Source organism: Bradyrhizobium sp. LTSP849 (genome assembly GCF_000938255.1).
GTDB lineage: Bacteria > Pseudomonadota > Alphaproteobacteria > Rhizobiales > Xanthobacteraceae > Bradyrhizobium.
Genome location: NZ_JYMR01000008.1, coordinates 180,668 through 203,152 on the forward strand (window position 1 = coordinate 180,668; position 22,485 = coordinate 203,152).

The 22,485-nt window shown below is 64.2% G+C and carries 15 protein-coding genes; 4 read left to right on the plus strand and 11 right to left on the minus strand.

Annotation, left to right across the window (positions count from 1 at the left end; genetic code table 11):
- Position 1: 1 nt before the first annotated feature.
- The 6 genes from UB31_RS07330 to UB31_RS07355 form a co-directional block, all read right to left on the minus strand.
- A complete protein-coding gene (locus UB31_RS07330) occupies positions 2-829 on the minus strand; it encodes an ABC transporter permease (RefSeq protein WP_245305586.1) in 828 nt (275 codons plus the stop codon).
- Positions 830-920: 91 nt separating this feature from the next.
- Positions 921-1,661 (minus strand): tRNA-uridine aminocarboxypropyltransferase, encoded by a 741-nt coding sequence (locus UB31_RS07335; protein ID WP_045010435.1) that lies wholly within the window; start codon positions 1,659-1,661, stop codon positions 921-923.
- Between the two features lie 41 nt (positions 1,662-1,702).
- Positions 1,703-4,810, minus strand: coding sequence for an efflux RND transporter permease subunit (locus tag UB31_RS07340; RefSeq protein ID WP_045010378.1), 3,108 nt, complete (start codon positions 4,808-4,810; stop codon positions 1,703-1,705).
- Positions 4,810-7,962, minus strand: coding sequence for an efflux RND transporter permease subunit (locus UB31_RS07345; protein WP_045010379.1), 3,153 nt, complete (start codon positions 7,960-7,962; stop codon positions 4,810-4,812). Before UB31_RS07345 ends, UB31_RS07340 begins: the two co-directional genes overlap by 1 nt.
- Before the next feature lie 36 nt (positions 7,963-7,998).
- Entirely contained in the window at positions 7,999-9,420 is a 1,422-nt protein-coding gene (locus tag UB31_RS07350; RefSeq protein ID WP_045010380.1) for an efflux RND transporter periplasmic adaptor subunit, read from the minus strand.
- Positions 9,410-10,852, minus strand: coding sequence for an efflux transporter outer membrane subunit (locus UB31_RS07355; RefSeq protein WP_245305962.1), 1,443 nt, complete (start codon positions 10,850-10,852; stop codon positions 9,410-9,412). Before UB31_RS07355 ends, UB31_RS07350 begins: the two co-directional genes overlap by 11 nt.
- 429 nt (positions 10,853-11,281) lie before the next feature.
- On the opposite strand from UB31_RS07355, the gene UB31_RS07360 reads away from it, so the two are divergent.
- From UB31_RS07360 to UB31_RS07375, 4 genes are all read left to right on the plus strand, one after another.
- Complete coding sequence (locus UB31_RS07360) at positions 11,282-12,595, plus strand: NAD(P)/FAD-dependent oxidoreductase (RefSeq protein WP_045010381.1); 1,314 nt, start codon at positions 11,282-11,284, stop codon at positions 12,593-12,595.
- Between the two features lie 4 nt (positions 12,596-12,599).
- Positions 12,600-13,436, plus strand: coding sequence for a DUF1365 domain-containing protein (locus tag UB31_RS07365; protein ID WP_045010382.1), 837 nt, complete (start codon positions 12,600-12,602; stop codon positions 13,434-13,436).
- Positions 13,437-13,530: 94 nt separating this feature from the next.
- Positions 13,531-14,760 carry an SAM-dependent methyltransferase gene (locus UB31_RS07370; protein WP_045010436.1) on the plus strand — a complete coding sequence of 410 codons (1,230 nt, stop codon included), beginning with the start codon at positions 13,531-13,533 and terminating at the stop codon, positions 14,758-14,760.
- A gap of 97 nt (positions 14,761-14,857) precedes the next feature.
- Entirely contained in the window at positions 14,858-15,892 is a 1,035-nt protein-coding gene (locus tag UB31_RS07375; RefSeq protein ID WP_045010383.1) for a cysteine synthase A, read from the plus strand.
- 11 nt (positions 15,893-15,903) lie between these two features.
- On the opposite strand, the gene UB31_RS07380 is transcribed toward UB31_RS07375, so the two are convergent.
- The 5 genes from UB31_RS07380 to UB31_RS07400 all read right to left on the minus strand — a co-directional run bounded on the left by UB31_RS07380 (position 15,904) and on the right by UB31_RS07400 (position 22,475).
- The gene (locus UB31_RS07380; protein WP_045010384.1) at positions 15,904-16,437 is read right to left on the minus strand and encodes a DUF805 domain-containing protein; all 534 of its coding nucleotides are present in this window, start codon (positions 16,435-16,437) and stop codon (positions 15,904-15,906) included.
- Positions 16,438-16,547: 110 nt separating this feature from the next.
- The gene (locus UB31_RS07385; RefSeq protein ID WP_045010385.1) at positions 16,548-18,791 is read right to left on the minus strand and encodes an O-linked N-acetylglucosamine transferase family protein; all 2,244 of its coding nucleotides are present in this window, start codon (positions 18,789-18,791) and stop codon (positions 16,548-16,550) included.
- 209 nt (positions 18,792-19,000) lie between these two features.
- Entirely contained in the window at positions 19,001-19,741 is a 741-nt protein-coding gene (locus UB31_RS07390) for an amino acid ABC transporter ATP-binding protein (protein ID WP_045007259.1), read from the minus strand.
- A gap of 11 nt (positions 19,742-19,752) precedes the next feature.
- Positions 19,753-21,273, minus strand: coding sequence for an amino acid ABC transporter permease (locus UB31_RS07395; protein WP_045007258.1), 1,521 nt, complete (start codon positions 21,271-21,273; stop codon positions 19,753-19,755).
- Entirely contained in the window at positions 21,270-22,475 is a 1,206-nt protein-coding gene (locus tag UB31_RS07400) for an amino acid ABC transporter permease (RefSeq protein WP_045010386.1), read from the minus strand. The genes UB31_RS07395 and UB31_RS07400 overlap by 4 nt, the downstream gene beginning before the upstream one ends.
- Positions 22,476-22,485 lie beyond the last annotated feature (10 nt).

Genomic DNA, 22,485 nt, shown 5'->3' on the forward strand with positions numbered 1-22,485 from the left:
CTCACAGCCAGTACGCCACGCGGTGGCGGTACCTTGCGTAGCAGCCGAGGCCGATCACGGCCATCGCGATCGCATAGGCCAGCCCGAGCAACCACTGCTCCGCATCCGTCGGCTGCGACAACAGCGGCTTGCGCACGAGATCGAGCAGTGTCGCGAACGGATTGACCCGCGTCAGCCAGTGGAACGCGGTGCCGCGCACGCTGTCCTCGGTCCAGATGATCGGCGTGAGGAAGAAGATGAATTGCAGGCCGCTGACGATCGCCGAGCCGATGTCGCGAAACCGCGCGCAGAGCATGCCGAGCGCGACCGAGCCGCCGAGGAGCACGACCAGCAGAATCGCAAAGCCTGGCACGACGAGCATGATGTTCCAGTGCAGTGGCCATGGCATCACGACATAAAGCAGGACCACGATCACCAGATGATGCGCGAAGATCAGGACGTTGCGCGCGATCATCTGCAATACATGCACGATCAGCGGCGCCGGCACCGCCTTGATCAGGTGACCGGAGGCCACGAAGATGTTGGACCCCTCCTGGAGCGTCGTGGCGATCAGGGTCCAGACGATCAAGCCGACCGCGAAAGGCGGCAGGAACCCCGTGATCTCCTGCTTGAACAGCGCCGCATAGACTGTGCCGACGCTGACGATCGTCGCCGCGAGCGTCAGCGTGATCCAGAGCGGGCCGATCACGGTGCGCCGGTAGCGCAGCGAGATGTCCATCAGGGCGAGCGTGCCCCAACGATCGAACTGCGCCGCCTGGGCCAGGATCTCCTTCGCTGCGCTCTGAATACGGTTGCCCCTTTTTGCATTCCGGATTTTACGACGCTGCAACAGGATAGCAGGTCACGGGCCTGTCGGCCGGTGGTCTGTATCTGCCCGCTCCACGGGGGGCAATCAACCGTACGGATGAGGTGGGCTGGAGCTAGGCTCGTTTGCCGCGCCGGACACCGCGTCGGCGGTCCTTCACCGGCGGCTTGGGCGCCAATTCCGGCATCTCGGCCTGGACCTCGCGGTAGCGTGTTAACAGCCGTTCAAAACTGGCATTCAGCGTCTCGGCAATGTCAGGGCGCCGCTCCAGGCCGGCCAGAATCGTCGCGGCCGCCTCGATAGTCGACAGTCCGTCCTTGCGCGGCTCCTTGCGCAAGCGCCCGTAGCGCGAGGGACGCGACGGGTTGAGGATCACGCGTTGGCATTTCAGCATCCAGGGGTTGCGCCACCACAGCGCCTTGGCCTGGCTCCAGGTGCCGTCGAGCAGCACCACACCTTCGAGCTTGCCGAGGATGGCGCGCTGGTTCTCGGCGATCTCGCCCTTGCGGGTCAGGGCCACGATCTCGCCCTCGGCCTCGAGATCGGCCGCGCGCGCCGAGCCGAGATAGAGCACGCCCCAGTGCGACGCATTGTCGACGGGATGCCCGAGCGCCTTGGACAGGCTCGGCCAGGACAGGCCCACCCGCAAAGTCGCCTTGGGGAAATGCTTCGCAGTCAGCCGCGCGGTGCCGAGCGCCCTGTCCTGCTCCTGCGGATGCTGGAGGATCAGAAGCCCGAGGCGGCTCTGGATCGGCGTAACACTGTCGCAGATGCACAGCGGCATCGGCTTCTGGCAGTGCGGACATTCGGGGATCGGCTCGGGCGCCGCAGCGGTCAGGTCTGATGGGTTGGACATGACCGCCGCTATACGCTCCGCGCGGCGCTTCAACAACCCGCCTATTCCGCCGGCGCAGCCAGCGCGCGGGGCTCGGAGCGCCGCCGCAGGCGGTCGATCAGCAGATAAATCACGGGCGTGGTGTAGAGCGTCAAGATCTGCGAGACGAACAGACCGCCGATGATGGTGATGCCGAGCGGGCGCCGCAGCTCCGTGCCGGGCCCGGTCGCAACGACCAGCGGAATGCCGGCAAACAGCGCCGCCATCGTCGTCATCAGAATTGGACGGAAGCGCGCCTGGCAGGCCTCGAAGATCGCCTCCGCCGAGGACAGGCCGCGCTGGCGTTCGGCATCGAGCGCGAAGTCGACCATCATGATGCCGTTCTTCTTGACGATGCCGATCAACAGAATGATGCCGACGAAGGCGATCACCGTCAGCGGCGTGTTGGTGATTTGCAGCGCAAGCAGCGCCCCGAGGCCGGCGGAGGGCAGCGTCGAGATGATCGTGAGCGGATGGGCGAGGCTCTCATAGAGCACGCCGAGCACGATATACATCGCCACCAGCGCGCCGAGAATGAGCAGCGGCTGACGGCCGCTGGTCTTGGCGAAATCGCCGGCATTGCCGTCGAAGCTGCCGCGAATGCCCTCCGGCATGTGCAGCTCGTCGACAGCGCGCTGGATGTTTTGCGTGGCGGCCTGCAGCGGCACGTCCGGCAGCAGGTTGAACGACACCGTGGTCGAGGGGACCGACTGGGAGTGATAGACCGCGAGCGCTGCGAGGCTGCGCGTCGCATGCACCACGGCCGACAGCGGCACCTGCACGTTGTTGGCGCCGGCAACATAGATTCGATCGAGGTTGGATGGGTCGACCTGGAATTTCGGGTCGATTTCCAGCACGATCATGTACTGGTTGCGCTGGGTGTAGATGATCGAGATCTGCCGCTGCGAGAAGGCGTTGTTCAACGCGTTGTCGATGTCTTGGACCTTGACGCCGAGCATCGCTGCCTTTTGGCGGTCGATGTTCAGAGTAAGTTGAAGCCCGCCGGGATCGCGGTCGCTAGAAATGTCGGTGATGCCTTCGACCGTCTCCATGCGCTTGGCGACGATCGGCGCCCATTTCTGCAACAAGTCGAGATCGGTCGAGGAGAGTGTGTACTGGTAGTCGGAATCGCTCTGCCGTCCGCCGGCGCGCACGTCTTGCGCCGCAAACATGAAGAGGCGGATACCGGGCACGGGAAACAAAGCGCGCCTGAGACGGTCGATCACGACCTGCGTCGAGATGTGGTCGCGCTCCTCCGGCGGCTTGAGCGTGATGAACATCGTGCCGCGGTTTGAGGTCGCAGCGCCGGGGCCCCCGCCTCCGCTGCCGACGGTCGAGCCGATGCCGGCCACGGCCGGATCCTGCATCACGATGTCGGCAAGCCGCTGCTGGAGGCTCAGCATCGATTGAAACGAGATGTCGGCCGAGGCGCGCGTCGCGCCGATGACGAAGCCGGAATCGTCGGTCGGGAAATAACCCTTGGGAACCTTGATGTAGAGCACCACCGTGAGGCCGATGGTGGCGAAGAACACCAGCAGCGTCAGCAGCGGAAATTCCAGCACGGTGCGCAAGGTGCGGGCGTAGAAAGCGACGACTCGTGTCAGCGAACCTTCGATAACACGATCGAACAGCGTGGCCGATCCCGACGTGGTCTGCCGGATGTAATGGGCGCAAATCATCGGCGTGACCGTCAGCGACACCAGCGTCGAGACCACGATCGCGAAGGTCAGCGTCAGTGAGAATTCGCGCAGCAGACGCCCGACGATGCCGTCCATGAAGATCAGCGGCGTGAAGGCCGCGATCAGCGACAGGCTGATCGAGACCACCGTGAAGCCGATTTGCTTGGCACCCTCCAGCGCCGCCTCGAACGGTCGCATGCCATGCTCGAGATTGCGGAACATGTTCTCGATCATGACGATGGCGTCGTCGACCACGAAGCCGACCGAGATCGCGAGCGCCATCAGCGACAGATTGTCGATCGAGAAGCCCGCGACCCACATCCCGGCGCAGGTTCCGGCCAGCGCCAGCGGCACCGAAATGCCGGCCGCGATCGTCGGCGTCAAGCGGCGCAGGAACACGAACACCACGACCATCACCAGGATGGCGGTCGCCAGCAGCGTCCACTGCATGTCCATCACGCTGGCGCGGATCGTGGTGGTACGGTCGACCAGGGTGGAGACGTCGACCCCGGCTGGGATCCATTGCTTCAGGTCAGGGATCAGCGCCTTGACCCGGTCGACGGTGTCGATGACGTTGGCATCGCCCTGCTTGGTGATCTGGATCAGGACCGCCGGCTGCTTGTTGAACCAGGCAATCGAACGGGCGTTGCGGACGCCGTCCTCGATGTCGGCGACATCGGACAGCCGCACGAAATTGCCGTTGGAGCTCTTGATGACGATGTTGCGGAACTCTGCGGCCGTGCGCATCTGCTTGTTCAGCGACAGCGTCTCGCTCTGGCGCTCGCCGTTGAAGATGCCGACGGGACCGAGCGGGTTGGCGTTGATGATGGCGGTGCGAACATCGTCAGTGGCAATCCCGGCGTTGGACAGCGCCACCGGATTGAGCTGGATCCGCACCGCCGGCTGATCGGCACCGCTCACCGTCACATCGCCAACGCCCGGCACCTGCGAGATGCGCTGGGCCAGCACGGTATCGGCGACGTCGTAGATCGCGCTCGCGGACAGCGTTTTCGAGGTCAGCGCCAGCACGAAGACGGGCGCGCCGGCCGAATTGGCCTTGCGGAAGCGCGGCAGCGACGGCAGGTCGCTGGGCAGATCGACCAGCGCGGCGTTGATCGCGGCCTGCACGTCGCGCGCGGCCTTGTCGATGTTGCGGCCGATGTCGAACTGAAGCTGGATGTTGGCCGTGCCGAGCGAAGACGTCGAGGTGATCTGGTTGATGCCTGCGATTTCGCCCAAGCGCCGCTCCAGCGGCGCGGCGACGGTCGCGGCCATCACCGACGGATCGGCGCCCGGCCGGCTTGCTGACACGAAGATGGCGGGGAAGTCGACGTTCGGGACAGAGGCGACCGGCAGGAACTCGTAAGCGACGCCCCCCAGCAGGAACAGCCCGATCGACAGCAGCGTGGTCGCGACCGGCCGGCGGATGAAGGGCTCCGAGATCGATGCCATCACTGCATCCCCTCGGTGGCGCCGGCGACCGGTGGGCCTCCGGGCTCTACAGGCGGCAGTGCGTTTTCCAGGCGGCGGTTAATGCGGTCGAGCGCGAGATAGATCACGGGCGTGGTGTAGAGCGTGAGTAACTGGCTCAGCAGCAGGCCGCCGATGATGGAGATGCCGAGCGGAAAGCGCAGCTCGGCGCCGGTGCCGCTTTCAATCGCGAGCGGCAACGCGCCGAACAGCGCCGCCAAGGTCGTCATCATGATCGGGCGGAAGCGCAACAGGCAGGCCTGCACGATCGCCTCGTGTGCCGGCATGCCCTGCTTGCGCTCGGCCTCGAGCGCGAAGTCGATCATCATGATCGCGTTCTTCTTGACGATACCCATCAACAGGATGATGCCGATCAGGCCGATCACCGAGAGGTCCTGCCCGCACAGCATCAGCGCCAGGATCGCGCCGACGCCGGCCGAGGGCAGCGTCGAGAGGATCGTGATCGGGTGGATGTAGCTCTCATAGAGCACGCCCAGCACGATATAGATGGTGATCACGGCGGCGAGCAGCAGCCAGGGCTGGCCGGCCAGCGCCTTGGCGAATTCGGCCGCGTCGCCGGCATAGACCCCGACGATGCTGTTGGGCATGCCGATGCTGGTCTCGATCGTCTTGACCGCCTCGACCGCGTCGCCCAGCGCCGCGCGCGGCGCGAGGTTGAAGCTGAGCGAGATCGCCGGGAATTGCGCCTGATGCGAGATCGCGAGCGGCGCCGTGGTGCGCTTCAGCGTCGCCACCGCGTCGAGCGGCACCTGGGCGTTGGGCGCACCGACGAGGGCGCTGCTCGCGCCGCCCGGTAGATATAGCTTTGACAGGATCGAGGGATCGCGCTGGTACATCGGCAGCGCCTCCAGCACCACGCGGTACTGGTTGGCCTGGCCGTAGATGGTCGAGATCTGGCGCTGTGCGAAGGCGTCGTTCAGCGTGTCGGTGATGGCCTGAAGGTTAACGCCAAGCTGGCCAGCACGGGTACGGTCGACATCGAGCTGCGCCCGCAGGCCACCTTCCTGAGCCTCGGAGGACACATCGCGGAACAGTGGATCGCGCCGCATCTCGTCAACGAGCTTCTTCGCCCATTCGGAGACAAGCGCCGCGTCGGTGCCGGTCAGCGTATACTGATATTGCGAGCGGCTCGACTGGGTCGAGATCTGCACGTCCTGCACCGGCTGGAAATAGACGGTCATGCCGGGGATGCCGGCCACCTTCTCCTTCAACCGGGTGATGACCGCGCTGACATCGTCGCGCCGTTCGCCGCGAGGCGTCAAGCTCATGACGAGACGCCCGACATTGGTGGTCGGATTGACCGAGCCCGCGCCGATCACCGAGACCACGCCGGTCACATCAGGATCAGCCTTGATGGCGTCGGCGACCTCCGCCTGCCGCCTCTGCATTTCAGCAAACGACACGTCGGGCCCCGCCTCCGTCACTGCCGTGATCGAGGCGGTGTCCTGGAGCGGCAGGAAGCCTTTTGGCGCGACGACGTAGAGGACCAGGGTTGCGATCAGCGTGGCGAAGGTCACGACCAGCGTGGTGCGCTGGTGCTGCAAAACCACAAGCAGCGTCCGGTGGTAGAGCTCGACGGTGCGGTCGATGAAGCGGCTGACGGCAGCCAACCCCGGCACCGCGAATTCTTCATGAGTGTGTTTAAGCAGGCGCGAGCACATCATCGGCGTCAGCGTCAGCGAGACCACGGCCGAGGTCACGACCGCGATCGTCAACGTCAGCGCGAATTCGCGGAACATGCGCCCGACAAGGCCGGACATGAACAGCAGCGGGATGAACACCGCGATCAGCGACACCGTCAGCGAGATCACGGTGAAGCCGATTTCGCTGGCGCCCTTGAGCGAGGCCTGCATCGCGCTGTCGCCATTCTCCATGTGGCGGACGATGTTCTCGATCATGACGATGGCGTCGTCGACCACGAAGCCCGTGCCGATGGTGAGCGCCATCAATGACAGATTGTCGAGGCTGAAGCCGGCAAAATACATGATGCCGAAGCTCGTGATCAGCGACAGCGGCAGTGCCACCCCGGCGATCAGGGTTGCCCGCAGCGAGCGCAGGAACAACAACACCACCAGCGTCACCAGCACGACGCTGAGGATCAGTGTGAACTGGACGTCATGGACCGAGGCGCGAATGGTGACCGTGCGGTCAGAGACGATGGTCAGGTGCACGCCGGCCGGAATCGCGCGCTGCACTTTTGGGATTTCGGCCCGGATTTGGCTGACGACGTCGATCACATTGGCGCCGGGCTGGCGCTGGATGTCGATGATGACGGCCGGCGTGCCCTGGTACCAGCCGCCGGTGCGGTCGTTCTCGAGGCCATCGACGATCTGCGCGACATCGCCGATGGTGACCGGCGAGCCGTTGCGATAGGCGATGATGATGGGACGGTAGGCGTCGGCCGCCGCGATCTGGTCATTGGCCGCGATGATGTAGGACTGCTGGGCGCCATCGAGCGAGCCCTTCGGCCCGGACACGTTGGCATTGGAGATCGCCGCGCGCAGATCCTCCATGGCGATGCCGTAGGACGCAAGCCGCGCCAGATCCGCCTGGATGCGCACGGCCGGCTTCAGCCCGCCGAGCACGGAGACGCGTCCCACGCCGGAAATCTGGCTCAGCCGCTGCGCCAACAGCGTATCGGCGATGTCGCTCATCGCCCGCAGCGAGATCGTCTCGGAGCGCAACGCCAAAGTCATCACCGGCGCATCCGCCGGGTTCACCTTGGCGTAGGTCGGCGGATAAGGCAGCGTCTTTGGCAGGACGCCGGCCGCGGCGTTGATCGCGGCCTGCACGTCCTGGGTGGCGCCGTCGATATCGCGATTGAGGTCGAACTGGAGCGAGATCTGGCTGACACCGAACGAGCTCGTCGAGTTCATCGCCGACAGCGACGGGATCTGGCCTAGCTGCCGTTCCAGCGGCGCGGTGATCAGCGAGGCGATCACGTCGGGGCTCGCGCCGGGCAGCTGCGTCGTCACCTGCACGGTCGGGAAGTCGACCTGCGGCAGTGCCGAGACCGGCAGCGCGAAATAGCCGAGCGCGCCGCCGATCAGCAGTGCGATGCCGAGCAGTGAAGTCGCGATTGGCCGGCGAATGAAGGGTTCGGAAACACCCATGGGATACGCCTGCCGCTTAAGCGGCTGTTGTCGGGATCATGGCTGCTTGGCTCCACTTCCCGATTGTTCGGCCCCAGTCCCCTGAGCCGGCGCCGGTGCAGGGCCAGTCTGGCCCTTCTGGTCGCCCTCGCTGCTTTGCCGTTTGGCGCGGCGCTCCTGCCAATCCTTGGCGCCATCTTTCGACGCGCCGTCCTTCTGGCCATCCTTTTTCTGGCCGTCGGGCGCACGTGTACGTTTGCGCGGGGCGAGATCGGCCGACGGCGTCTGCTCGTCGCGACCGACGATGACCTTGGAGCCGTCGGACAGATTGGCAAAGCCCGTCGTCACGACCCGGTCGTTCGGCGACAGGCCGCTCGCGATCACTGCGTCATGCTCGTTCTGCTGCGTCACCGTCACGGGCTTGGCCGAAACGATGTCGCCCTCTCCGATGACGTAGCTGAAGGTGCCGATCGGACCGCGTTGCACCGCCGATGTCGGCACCACCAGCGCCTGCATGAGCGTCTCGACTTTCAAGCGGACATTGACGAATTGGCCCGGCCAGAGCTGGTACTGAGCGTTGGGGAATTCCGCCTTGAGCTTGAGCGTGCCGGTGGTCTGGTCGACCTGGTTGTCGATGCCGGTCAGCTTGCCGGTGTCGATCACGGTGACACCGTCATTGCCGAACACGTCGACTGCGAGCGAGCCCTTGGCCGCCGCCGCATTGACGCGCATGATCTGCTGCTGCGGCAGGCTGAACCACACCGCGATCGGCTGCAATTGCGTGATCACGACGAGGCCGGTGGTGTCGGCGGCGTGGATGATGTTGCCCTGGTCGACCTGGCGCAAGCCCGCGCGGCCCGAGAGCGGCGCCACGATCTTGGTGTAGCTCAACGTCGCCGCCGCATTGTCGATCGAGGCCTGGTCGGCCTTGACCAGCGCCTCGGTCTGCGCGACCAGCGCGCGCTGGGTATCGGCCTGCTGCTTGGAGCCGGCATTGGAGGCGGCGAGTTGCTCGTAGCGCGTCAGGTCGATGCGCTGGTTGGCGAGCTGGGCCTGGTCCTGCGCCTTCTTGGCGACGGCCTGGTCATACGTCGCCTGGTAGAGCGCGGGATCGATCTCGCCGACCACGTCGCCCTTCTTGACGTCCTGGCCTTCGGTAAAATTCACCGCGATCAGCTTGCCGTCGACCTGTGAGCGCACGGTCACGGTGTTGAGCGCGCGGATCGCGCCGACGCCGTCGAGATAGACCGGCACGTCCTGCACCCGGGGCGTTGCCGCCAGCACCGGCACGGGCAAATCGGGGCGCTGATTGCGGCCATTGCCCTGCTGCTGCGGCTGCTGATGCATGATGGTCCAGCCGAGATAGCCGAGACCGCCGAGGATCGCGAGCGTGATCAGGGTCATGACGAAGCCGCGGCTGCGCGATTTTTTCACCGCCCCCGGCTTCGCATCATCCTTCATATCCGGCTTAAAGAGCATTGACCGGTTTCTCCATTCGCGGCTCCCAGCCGCCGCCGAGCGCCTGATACAGGCTGACGATGGCAAGCAATCGTGCGAGTTGTGCCTGCGACAGCGCGTCTTCCGCCGTAAACAGAGTCAGTTGCGTGTTGAGCACGGTGACGATGTCGGCCGTGCCGGCGCGCAGCTGCTGCTCCGACAGATCGAAGGCGCGCCGCGAGGCGTTGAGGACATCGCGCTGCAATTGCAGCTTGATCGTGGTCTGCTTGATCGAGAATAGCGCATTATCGACGTCGCTGAAGGCCTGGACGATGGTCTTGCGGTAGGTCTGGAGCAACTCCTCCTGCCGCGCCTTGGCGTATTCGAAATTGCCCAAAATCTTGCCGCCGTCGAAGATCGGCTGCGTTGCGCTGCCGACCAGCTGGAAGAACGCCGCGTGCGGCTGGAACAGCGAGACCAGCGCCGAGCTCTGATAGCCGCCATTGCCGGTCAGCTGGATGGTCGGGAAGAATTGCGCGCGGGCATTGCCTATATTCGCCGTGGCGGAAGCAAGCTGTGCTTCCTGCCGGCGGATGTCAGGCCGCTGTGTCAGGAGTTCGGACGGCAGGCCGGGCGTCACGCGCGGGATCGCGACCCGGTCCAGCGAGCCGCCGAGCACGCGCACGCTCTCCGGCGGCCGCGACACCAGCACGGCGAGCGCGTTGACGTTCTGGTCGAGCGTCTGGCGCAGCGGCGGCACCAGCGCCTTCTGGTTGGCCAGCACGCTCTCCTGCTGGGCGACGTCGAGGTCGGTGCCGGTGCCGGCCTTGCGCCGCTCCTTGACGGCATCGAGGATGCGCTGTGCGCTCGCAATGTTGCGCTGTGAGGTCCTGATGCGGTCCTGCGAGGCCAGCACCTGGAAATAAGCGTTGGCGACGCCCGAAAGGGTCGTCAGCGCGACGACGTCGCGATCGAAGCGGTTGGCGTGGGCGGTCTCTTCCGCCGTTTGCAGCGCATCGCGGTTCTGACCCCAGAAATCGAGCTGGTAGCTGGCGCTCAGCGACGACGAATAATTGACGACCTCGCGGCCACCATTGGTCAGGCCGGACGCGCTCGAGCCGGAGGTGCGCGAATAGGTCTCCGATCCGCTCCCCGACAGGCTCGGCAGCAGCGCCGCGCCCGCCTGTCGCGCCTGAGCGTCGGCCTCGACGATGCGCGAGACGGCGGCGGCGATGTCGAGGTTGACGGTCTGCGCCTCTTCCATCAATTGCGTCAGCTCCGTGGACCGAAAGCCGCGCCACCAATCCGGCGTCGGCGGCGCGTCCGGCTTGCCGGCGTATTTGTACTGCGCGGGAACATCGAGCGCTGGATCGGGAAGGTCCTGGGTCAGGACGCACGCCCCCGAGCTTGCCGCAAGGCACAGTACGGCGACCCAGCGCCCCGCTCGGGACGCAGAACCAAGGGATTGCCGCATGGCGACCGCCGGAACCCGCTGTGTCACATCCACCCCCTGCCGGGCAGACCGAACCGCCGCCGCGCAGCCGGATTAACCGATTCGCAGCGGGACAGTCGGGGGGCTTTGGGCAACTCGTTCACAGCGGTGATGCTTTCTGCGGAACCTGAAATCTATCCTAGCCGGGTGCGGAACTGCGGGACAGTCCCGCACCTGCGAAAGACACCCCCGAACGCGCTGGCGCCTGGACTGGTAAAATACCAAATGTACCTGTCGTGCAGGGCTTTTTTGAATTCCGGCGCCATCCAGAAGCGCATTCAAGCTTACCAAGATTTCATGTGATATTGTGGCCACACTGGCAGCAAGACCAGCGAAGGCCACCCGCACTCCACTGAAACCTGCGCCGCAACGCACCGTAGCTTGTCCAGCACGAGGCAGGGACATTTACGCATGCGTATCGCGGTCATCGGGACGGGCATCGCCGGCAACGCGGCGGCCTGGACGCTTTCACAGCGCTATCCGGTGACGGTCTATGACCGCGAGCTCCGCCCAGGCGGCCACAGCCACACCGTTACCATCGACTACCAGGGGACGCCGGTCGCGGTCGACATCGGCTTCATTGTCTACAACGAGCTCAACTATCCGGATCTCACCGCGATGTTCGCGCATCTCGGTGTCGAGACGGTCGCAAGCTGCATGAGCTTCGCCGTGTCCGCCGACGGCGGTCGTTTCGAATGGCGCGGCGGCGGCAATGATTGGTGGGCGATGGCCGCGGGCCTGTTTGCCCAGCCCGGCAACCTGCTCTCCCCGTCTTACCTGCGGATGGTCACAGGCATCCTCAAATTCGGCCGACAGAGCGTCGACGACCTCCGCAACGGCCGTCTCGCCGGATTGACGCTTGGAGACTATTTCCGGAAACGCCAATTCTCGCAGCGCTTGCTCGCTGACTATCTCGCACCGATGGGCGCGGCGATCTGGTCCGCCCCCGCAAGCGAGATGCTCGACTTCCCGGCCGAAAATTTCATCGCCTTCTTCGACAACCATCGCCTGCTGCATTACGACCGGCCGGTCTGGCGCACGGTCAAGGGCGGCAGCCAGCGCTACGTCGAGCAGCTCCAGGCCTCGTTCAAGAACAACATCCGGCTCGGCTGCGCCGTCACATCGATCAATCGCACCGCGCACGGCGTCGTCGTTCACGACAGTCGCGGCCAGCACGAGACTTACGATCACGTCGTGATCGCGGCTCATAGCGACCAAGCGCTTGCGATGCTGTTCGACGCAGATCCACGCGAGCGCGACATCCTCGGCGCCATCGGCTATGCCCCCAACAAGGTGTATCTGCATCGCGACGTCAGGCTGATGCCGAAGCGGCGGCGGGCCTGGGCGTCGTGGAATTTCCTGCGCTGGCAGCGCGAGGGACGCGCCGTGAACGATGTCGCGGTGACCTACTGGATGAACCGGCTCCAGGGCGTCGATCCCGACAAGCCGCTGTTCGTCAGCCTCAACCCGCCCTTCGAGCCTGCGCCTGAACTCACCTTCGGCCAATATCTCTGCGAGCATCCGCAGTATAATGCGGCGGCCTTTGCCGCACAGAAACGACTGGGCGAGATCCAGGGGCAGCGGCACACCTGGTTCTGCGGCGCCTGGACCGGCTATGGCTTTCACGAAGACGGCCTGCGCTCCGGCCTTGCCGTCGCCGAGGCGCTCGGCGCCGTCGCGCCGTGGCGCGAGGCGCCGGTCGAGCTGGCGGAGGCCGCGGAGTAGCGCGATGGTGACGACAGCTCTGCCCGCAACCGATCCCGCCTCGCTCTATCTCGGCGATGTCATGCATGCGCGGCTGAAGCCGATGGGCCATCGTTTCAACTACCGCGTCATGAGCCTGCTGATCGATCTCGACCGGCTCGGCGAAGCCGACCGGCAATCGCCACTGTTCGGCGTCAACCGCGCCGCACTCTACAGTTTTCACGAGACCGACCACGGCGCGCGCGACGGCTCATCCCTGAAGGCCTACGCCGAGCGCTGTGCCGCCGCGCACGATATCGACCTCAGCGGCGGCCGCGTCGAGCTGCTCTGCTATCCCCGCCTGCTCGGCTACGGCTTCAATCCGCTTGCGGTCTATTTCTGCTATCACCGCAGTGGCGCGTTGGCGCTGGTGATCTACGAAGTCCGCAACACCTTCGGCGATATTCATCCTTACGTCCTGCCGGTGAAACCAGGCGAATGGAGCGATGCGGGCCTGCGGCAGCAGCAGGACAAGCTGTTTTACGTCTCGCCCTTCCTGCCGATGGCGATGCGCTATTATTTCCGCGTCCTGCCGCCAGCCGACACGATCAAGCTGCGCATCCTGGAGACCGACTGCGACGGCCCGCTGCTCGCGGCGACCTTCAACGGCCGCCGCCGGGCGCTGACCTCGGGTGCCCTGCTGCGATCGTTCTTCGCCCTGCCGCTGGTGAGCTTCAAGGTGATGGCGGCGATCCATTGGGAAGCCCTGCGGCTCTGGCTGAAGGGCGCGCGGCTGGTGCCACGACCTGATGTCGCGGGGACGCTTCGCGCCGAAACCACCTTGGCGGCCGGCGAAACGCCCACATATATTATCCGTCGCTGACCGTATGCGGGGCGTGCTCGGATCTGGCGAAATGGAGAGTTGGGCGCGCCTGGCTCACGGTCGGACTGGACCAGTTGAGGTGATGGATCCGCCGATGCCGCACGCCATCTCGGTGACGCCCGATAATGTGGAAACAGCGTTCGCTGACCTGCCGCGTCTCGTCCGCCTTGCGATCACCTTCGGCTCACGGCTGAGGCGCGGCACGCTGCACGTCACTCTGCCGGACGGTCGCATGATCAGGCTCGGCGGGCAGGAGCCGGGCCCGAACGCGGTAATGCGGCTGCACAATTACAGCTTCGCCTCGCGCCTGATCAACGGCGGCGATATCGGGATTGCAGAAGCCTATCTCGCGGGCGACTGGGACACGCCGGACCTGACGCAGTTCCTGTACCTGTTCTGCGTCAACCACGATCTGATCCAGACCATGCTGCGCGACAAGCCCCTGATGCGGTTCGTCCAGGTGGTGCAGCACTGGTTGAACCGCAATACCCGCCGCCAGGCGCGGCGCAACATCCACGCCCATTACGACATCGGCAATGCGTTCTACGCGGCCTGGCTAGATCCCAGCATGACCTATTCCTCGGCGCTGTTCGAGGAATCCACCACCGACCTTACGGCGGCACAAGCCAACAAGTATCGCCGGCTCGCCGAGGCGCTCGACCTGAAGCCGGGCCAGACGCTGCTCGAGATCGGCTGCGGCTGGGGCGGCTTCGCCGAATTCGCCGCCAAGACTTTTGGCGCGCGCGTCGTGGGTTTGACCATCTCGACCGAACAGCGCGATTTCGCGCGCAAGCGCATCCACGAGGCGGGCCTGTCCGAGCAGGTCGAGATCCGGCTCCAGGATTATCGCGACGAGCGCGACCGCTACGACCGGATTGCCTCGATCGAGATGATCGAGGCGGTCGGCGAGCAGTTCTGGCCGCGATATTTCGCACAGTTGCGTGACCGGCTGTTGCCGGGCGGGCTTGCCGGCATCCAGGCCATCACCATCCAGGACAGGCTGTTCCAGAGCTACCGGCGCGAGGTCGACTTCATCCAGCGCTACGTCTTTCCCGGCGGCATGCTGCCTTCGCCCGCCGTGCTGAAGTCGCTCGGCGACCGGTTCGGCGTCCCCGTCATCCGCGAGCGCATCTTTGGGCAAGATTATGCCAAGACGCTTGCCACCTGGCGAAATAACTTCCGTAACGCTTGGCCCGGCCTCGTCCCGCTCGGCTTTGACGACCGGTTTCGGCGGCTGTGGGAGTACTATCTCGCCTATTGCGAGGCCGGATTCCTGTCCGGGAATATCGACGTCCGGCAGGTCATCTTCGCAAAGCAGCAATAAGAGTTTGCGGGGTCGGCTTGCAAGGGGTCGCTTGTAAGGTCGGCGACCCTACTTTAGGGTCGGCGCCCACGTCATAACCAGCCGGTAATTGCCTGACATGACCATCAAAAACGACGTTGTCGAAGCGATCGGCAACACCCCGCTGATCAAGCTGAAGCGCGCCTCGGAATTGACCGGCTGCACCATTCTCGGCAAGGCCGAGTTCATGAATCCCGGCCAGTCGGTGAAGGACCGCGCCGGCAAATGGATGATTTTGGAAGCTGAGAAGCGCGGCGAGTTGAAGCCGGGCGGGCTGGTTGTGGAATCGACCGCCGGCAACACCGGCATCGGGCTTGCGGTGGTGGCGAGCGCGCGTGGCTACCGCACGCTGATCGTGATCCCGGAGACGCAGAGCCAGGAAAAAAAGGATTTTCTGAAGCTGTGCGGCGCTGAGCTGATCGAAGTGCCGGCGTTGCCTTTCGCTAACCCCAATAACTACCAGCATGTCGGCCGCAGACTTGCGGACGAGCTGCGCAAGAGCGAGTCTAACGGCGTGTTGTTCGCCGATCAGTGGAACAATCTCGACAACGCCAAGGCGCACTACGAATCGACCGGCCCAGAGATCTGGGAGCAGACCGGTGGCAAGGTCGACGGCTTCGTCAGCGCTGTCGGCAGCGGCGGCACGCTCGCCGGCATCAGCCGCTTTCTGAAGGAGAAGAATAAGGACATCCGCGTCGCCTGTGCCGATCCACAGGGTTTCGGCATGTACGAGTATTTCCGCAATGGCGAGGCCAAGGTGACGCCGGGCGACTCCATTACCGAGGGCATTGGGCTCAGCCGCGTCACCGCCATCGTCGAGAGCGCCAAGGTCGACGACGCCTTCGTGATTCCGGATGAGGACGCCGTGACGCTGATTTACGAACTGCTCCAGCACGAGGGCCTGTGCCTCGGTGGCTCGACCGGGATCAACATCGCCGGCGCCATGCGCCTCGCCAAGCAGCTCGGGCCGGGCAAGACGATCGTCACCGTGCTCTGCGATTCCGGCAGCCGCTATCAATCAAAGCTGTTCAACGCCGACTTCATGCGCGCCAAGAACTTGCCGGTGCCGGAATGGCTGGAGAAGCGCAGCAACATCAAGCCGCCCTACGTCTAGGCCTCAGACGGCTAACTCCAGGTCGGACGCGGCACACCCTGCGACACGCGCGCCAGACGTGCGCCCGAGAGCGACGGGTTCGCCGCGCTCCGGTTCGGCTGGCGGGGACTGCCGTAAGAGCCTTCGCTATCGGCACTCGGCCAGAACGTGAGCGCAAGCATCAGCGCGAGGTTGACCAGCCCGCCGACAACCGTGCCCTGGTGCTCTTGCCCGATCGCCCAGGCCGGAAACCGCCCTGCGACGACGTAATCGACGATCATGAGCGCGAACCAGGCCGGGATGACGCAAACCGGATCCCAGCCGATGTCGCGGATGCGCATCGATTGCAGCGTGAAGGTCGCGAGTCCGAAGAAGGCAATCGCACCAATGATGGCCCAGTTCGTCATGAGATCTTCCGGCCGGATCATGCTGGGCGAAGTGGTGCGCAGCACGGCCATCGCGATCGCAAAGCAGATCGCGGTCATCACGATCGCAAGCGCGACCGAGGCCAGGAAGAAATGCAAGCGCCCGAGGCGGGCATTGAGACCGAACAAGAAACCGAGCATTGACGCATCCCCTTTTGCGGCACATGCACAGAAAGAGCTTTCGGACGCGTAAAACGGCGGGGTGTCGCAAGCGGCATGGTTTTTAGCCCGCGACGAAATTGCGTAAAATTTTAAGCTTCGGCGCCCTCGCCGTCCTTCGAAGCCGAGGCACAATAGTCGCGCCAGAACTGGCGATAGCCCGCCTCGACCCTGCCCGCGTAGATCTCGACATTGCCGGCGGGTGAACTTGCGATTTGAGCCGGCAAATCCGCCCGCAACTTCGCCAGATAATCCGGCTGCGCTGCATACTTGCAAGCGATCGCGGCATAGCCTTGGTCGTCCTCTGCGACCCAATCATTGAGGCCGACGGCCGCCACGATCGAGCCACCGGCGCGCGACGACGACGCGTTGCCGAGCTTGGCAACGACGGGAACGCCGGCATAGAGGGATTCCCAGGTGCTGATGCCGCCATTTTGCGGGAATGGATCGAGCGAAATGTCGACCTGCGCAAAGGCCCGCAGATGCTCGTGACGCGGGGTCAAGCCCAGGCAGGTGATATTCGCTTCGGGAATACCGTGCGCCACAAATCGCGCGAGGAGGCGCTCGCGCACCAGGGGATCGTCAAGCAGGGTATGCTTGATGATGATCCTCGATCCCGTCACCTCGCGCATCACTTTCGACCACACGCGGATGGCCTCGTCCGAGATCTTGTTGATGCGGTTGAACACGCCGAAGGTCACGTAACCGTTGCGGAGCATCGGAAGCTCCGAAGGCGGCACATCCAGGATCGGATCGAGCGTGTTCAGGCACGGCAGATCATAGACTTTTTCGGCGAGCAAATGGCGCGCCGATTCCGGAATGAAGATTGGATCCGCAAGCACGTAGTCCATGGTCTGAAGGCCCGTACCGGACGCATGTCCGAATCCTGAGACCTGGATGGGGACCGGCTTGCGTGCGAAGACAGAGAGCCTGTTGCCGGTGGTATGCCCGGACACGTCGATCAGGATATCGACCTTGTCGGCCTCAATACGATCGGCCAGTTCGTCATCCGAAAGCCGCCAGGCGTCGACCCAGATGTCCGCCAACTGCTTGAATCTGGCGGTCACCTCATCCTGTGTCGGCGAGCACGAATAGCAGACGATTTCGAATTTGGCGCGATCATGATGGCGCAGCACCGGCAACAGCGCGAACGCCGCCGAGTGGTACCAGAACTCGGCAGACACATAACCGATCACGATCCGCCGATCCGGATCAAGCTGCCTGGGTGAAAGCTTCCTCTGCGGCAACTTGGTGCCGATCGCATCCCACCAATGTTTTCGCGCTGCCTGCTGGACCGCGAAATCGGCGTCGGAGAGAAAATCCAGAAAGAAGATCTTTCGCCCGATCAAGCCCGCATCCGGCGCAATGGCCAGCGCAGCGTCGAGAAGTTCGATCGCCGATGCGATCTCGCCCTGGTTTGCAAAACAGGCGCTCAGCAGCGCCATCGCCATCGCGGAGCGCGGATTTTCCTCGAGCAAGGTGGTGCAGGCCAGGATTGCCTGCGCCGTATTCCCCATGTTGAGCGAGACTTGTGCCTTCCCCTGCAAGGCCACTTCGAGCTTGGGCGAAAGCGCAAGCGCCGCGTCAAAATCCGCCGCCGCCTGTTCTGACCGCGAAAGCTCAAGATTGAGCCGTCCGCGGTTCGCCAGGATCTTCGCCGAACCCGGCCTGATCGCGAGCGCCGCTTCGAGCGCGCCTCTCGCCTCGTCGTAGTTCTTGAGCTCGATGTTGACTAAACCTTTGCCGACGAGCGCCTCCACGTGTCGCGGCTGAAACAATAAAGTGCGCTCGAAACTTTGTCTGGCGCGGTCAAATTGCTGCACTGCCAGCTCCGCCAAGCCACGATTGCACAGCGCATCGACATAGTCGGGCTTCAGCCGAATGGCGCGATCGTACAGTTCGATGGCCTGCTCGACGCGGTCGAGGTGCAGCAAGGCATTGCCGAGATTGGCCAAGGCCACCGGGAAACTCGGCTTCAATGCGATGGCGCGCTCCAGGTACGTGCGCGCTTCCTCGTATTGCCCAAGTGCGAAATGCGTCGCTCCCAAATCGGAAAGGGCGTGTGCCGAGCGCGGGTCGACGGTCACGGCATGCTTGAGAGCCTGTCTTGCTTCCTCCAAGTGCCGACTCCCAAACGCGCTCAGCCCAAGCAGATGCAAAGCGCCGAAATGATCCGGAAGCTCTTTCAGTATCTGACGGCAGAGCACCTCCGTCTCCGCATATCGGCCCTGATCATGGGCTGCGACCGCGGCGGAGAGGATGGCGTCCGCCTGCTTCTTGAACTTCTTCTGCAATCGCGCGTTCTGGAACGCGCGCGCGCCAGCGCTGCTCTGCAAGGTCGCTCTCCGAAGGATGGCCCGCGAAGAGTCTAACTGATTCGCAAGCCTAGCCGGCCGATCGGCGCGCCTCCGGGATGCCGCGGGAATCAGGCGCAGCCTTGTAGGGTGGGCAAAGCGTAGCTTGCCCACCATGTCGCCGCGAGATCGCCGATCGATGGTGGGCACGGCGCAAGGGCGCCTTTGCCCACCCTACGAAATCTGCGAAATCAGCGGAGGATCTGGCTCAGGAACAGCTTCGAGCGCGCGTGCTGGGGATTGGCGAAGAATTCGTTCGGCGTGTTGGCTTCGATGATCTGGCCGGCGTCCATGAACACCACGCGGTTCGCGACCTCCTTCGCAAAGCCCATCTCGTGGGTCACGACCAGCATGGTCATGCCCTCCTTGGCGAGGTCGACCATGGTGTCGAGGACCTCCTTGACCATCTCCGGGTCGAGCGCCGAGGTCGGCTCATCGAACAGCATCACCTTCGGGTTCATGGTCAGGGCGCGGGCGATCGCGACGCGCTGCTGTTGGCCGCCGGACATCTGGCCCGGAAACTTGTTGGCCTGGTGCGGGATCTTGACCCGCTCCAGAAATTTCATCGCGGTCGCTTCGGCGTCCTTCTTGGGGATGTTGCGGACCCAGATCGGCGCCAGCGTGCAATTGTCCAGCACCGTCAGATGCGGAAACAGATTAAAGCTCTGGAACACCATGCCGACCTCGCGACGGACCGCGTCAACATGCTTGAGGTTCGGCCCGAGCTCGATGCCGTCGACGACGATCTCGCCCTCCTGGAATTCCTCCAGCGCGTTGATGCAGCGGATCAGGGTCGATTTGCCCGAGCCCGAAGGGCCGCAGATCACGATGCGCTCGCCCTTCTCGACCTCCAGGTCGATGTCGCGCAGCACGTGAAACTCGCCGTACCATTTGTTAAGGCCGGAAATGTTGACGATCGGTTTGGCTGACATGGCGAGCTCGATCAGTTGCGGCGGTGGGCGTTGAGACGGCGCTCGACGAAGAGCGAGTAGCGCGACATTCCAAAGCAGAACAGGAAGTAGATGATGCCGGCGAAGGCGAAGCCGGTGAACGCCGTCGACGGCGTCGACCATTTCGGGTCGGAGAATGACGCCCGCAGCGAGCCCAACAGGTCGAACAGCGCCACGATCGACACAAGTGAGGTGTCCTTGAACAGCGAGATGAAGCTGTTGACGAGGTTCGGTATGACGTGGCGCAGTGCCTGCGGCAGCACAATCAGCGACGTCGTCTTCCACCAGGACAGCCCCAGGGCCGCCGCCGCCTCGCCCTGCCCACGCGGGATCGCAGCGAGCCCGCCACGGACGTTCTCGGCCTGGTAGGCGCCGGTGAACAGCGCAATGCCGACCAGCGCGCGCACGAGACCATCGACGGAAAAATTGCCCGGCAGGAACAGCGGCAGCATGTAGGTGGCGAAGAACAGCACGGTGATCAGCGGCACGCCGCGCCAGAACTCGATGAAGGCGATCGAGAAGATCCGGATCAACGGGATAGAAGCGCGACGGCCAAGCGCCAGCGCAATCCCGATCGGCAGCGAGGTGACGATGCCGGTGACGGAGACCACCAGCGTTACCAAGAGGCCGCCCCACAGATTCGTGGCGACGATCGGCAGGCCGCCGTGATCCAGGTCCATCAGCTTGATGACGATTGCGATCGCGATGAAAGTGGCGATGCTCGATGCGAGAGCGCGCCCGCCGCCGCGGACGCCGCCTCCGAGAAAGAAGACGATCAGCGAGACAAAGGCGGTGGTGATGGCGAAATCGACCCAGATCGACTGGCCCGTCCCCTGGATATGATCGCGCAGCCAGGTCAGCGGGAAGATCAGCCAATGGATCGCGGTGCCGACCAGAACAACGAGGTTGCCGACGACCCAGAGCAGCGGCGCGATGGCTGACGTCTTGCTGAGACTGAGCAGGACCTGCCCGGCGCTGCTGATGCTGTCGTCGAACAATTCCAGTGCGCTGGCCGTCCAGCTCAGGCCGAAGCCTTTGATGCCGCCGCCATGTAACAGGAAGAACGCCACCACCGGGAAGGCGAAGAAGAACAGGCCGGCGTTGAGCCCCTTCGCCGGCAGGCGCGGAATCAGCAGCGGCAGCAGCAGAACCACCGCCAGGATGAGCGCGAGATTGACCCGCCAGCGCTCGGCCTCCGGATAGAAGCCATAAATCAGTTGCGGCAGCTTGGCCTGGATGTAGGGCCAGCAGGCGCCGACCGTAAACCCGGCGTTCTCAGCGAGGCAGGCGGTGCGGTCCGTCCCGGTCCAGACCGCATCAACGATCAGGAACCTGACGGACGGAATGATGGTGAACCAGAGCAGCAAGGCGCCCAGGATCGTCAGCAGGATGTTGGTCGGCGAATTGAACAGCCGGGTGCGCAGCAGACCGATGAAGCCTGTGGTCTTCACCGGTGCGGGACGTTCGGCGACGATGTCCGCACGGACGAAGGATGACGCGGTGATGTCGGTCATGCGCCGAGGCTCCGGCTGATGCGCCACCCGTAGATGCTCATGACGCCGCTGGTGATGAGCGAGATCAGGAGGTAGACGCCCATCGTCATGGCGATGATCTCGATCGCCTGCCCGGTCTGGCTCAGCGACGTGCCGGCGAAGACCGACACCAGGTCAGGATAGCCGATCGCGACCGCCAGCGAGGAGTTCTTGGTGAGGTTCAGGTATTGGTTGGTTAGCGGCGGTACGATCACGCGCATCGCCTGCGGCACGACGATCAGCCGCAGCGTGGTGCCGCGGCTCAGGCCCAGCGACGATCCCGCCTCCATCTGTCCGCTGTGGACGGACAGGATGCCGGCGCGCACGATCTCGGCGATGAAGGCGGCAGTATAGGTCGATAGCGCCAGCGTCAGCGCCACGAACTCCGGAATGACCCGCGAACCGCCGGCGAAATTGAAGCCCTTGAGCTGCGGAAATTCGAAGATGAAGGGCACACCGAACACAAGCATCGTGACCAGCGGCAAACCGACGATGAACGTCAGCACATAGGGCCAGATGCGGATCACCTGTCCCCGCTGAAACAGCGCCCGCCGCGCATAGAAGCGCAACGCCAGTGAGGCCACAATGCCGAGGGCCAGCATCGCCAGAAACGGACCGAGGCCAGACTCGCCCACCGGCGACGGGACGATCAGGCCGCGGTTGTTGATAAAGGCCACACCGAAGAGCGAAATGCTCTGCCGCGGATTGGGCAGGGCCGCGAGCACCGCCAGATACCAGAACAGGATCTGGAACAACAGCGGCAGGTTGCGGATGAGCTCGACGTAGATCTCGCCGATGCGCGACAGCAGCCAGTTCGGAGACAGCCGGCACAGCGCGATGATGAAACCGATCACGGTGGCGAAGACAATGCCCACCACCGAGACCACGAGCGTGTTCAGAATCCCGACCACAAATACACGGAAGAACGTGTCCGAGCCGGTGTAGGAGATCAGGGTCTGATTGACGTCAAACCCTGCATTGTTCCTGAGGAAACCGAAGCCGGCGGCAATGTGCTGGTTTTCGAGGTTGGCGCGGGCGTTGGAGATGATCTCGTAGGCGATCCAGCCCAGGACCGCCGCGAAGGCAAACTGGACGGCGACGCCGTTCCAGCCTGCCTTGCCACCCAAGAGCCGCCTGATCTTCAGCGCGATCTGGAGCGGCGGTTTACGGGCCTCTGTACTCATTTGCCGCTGG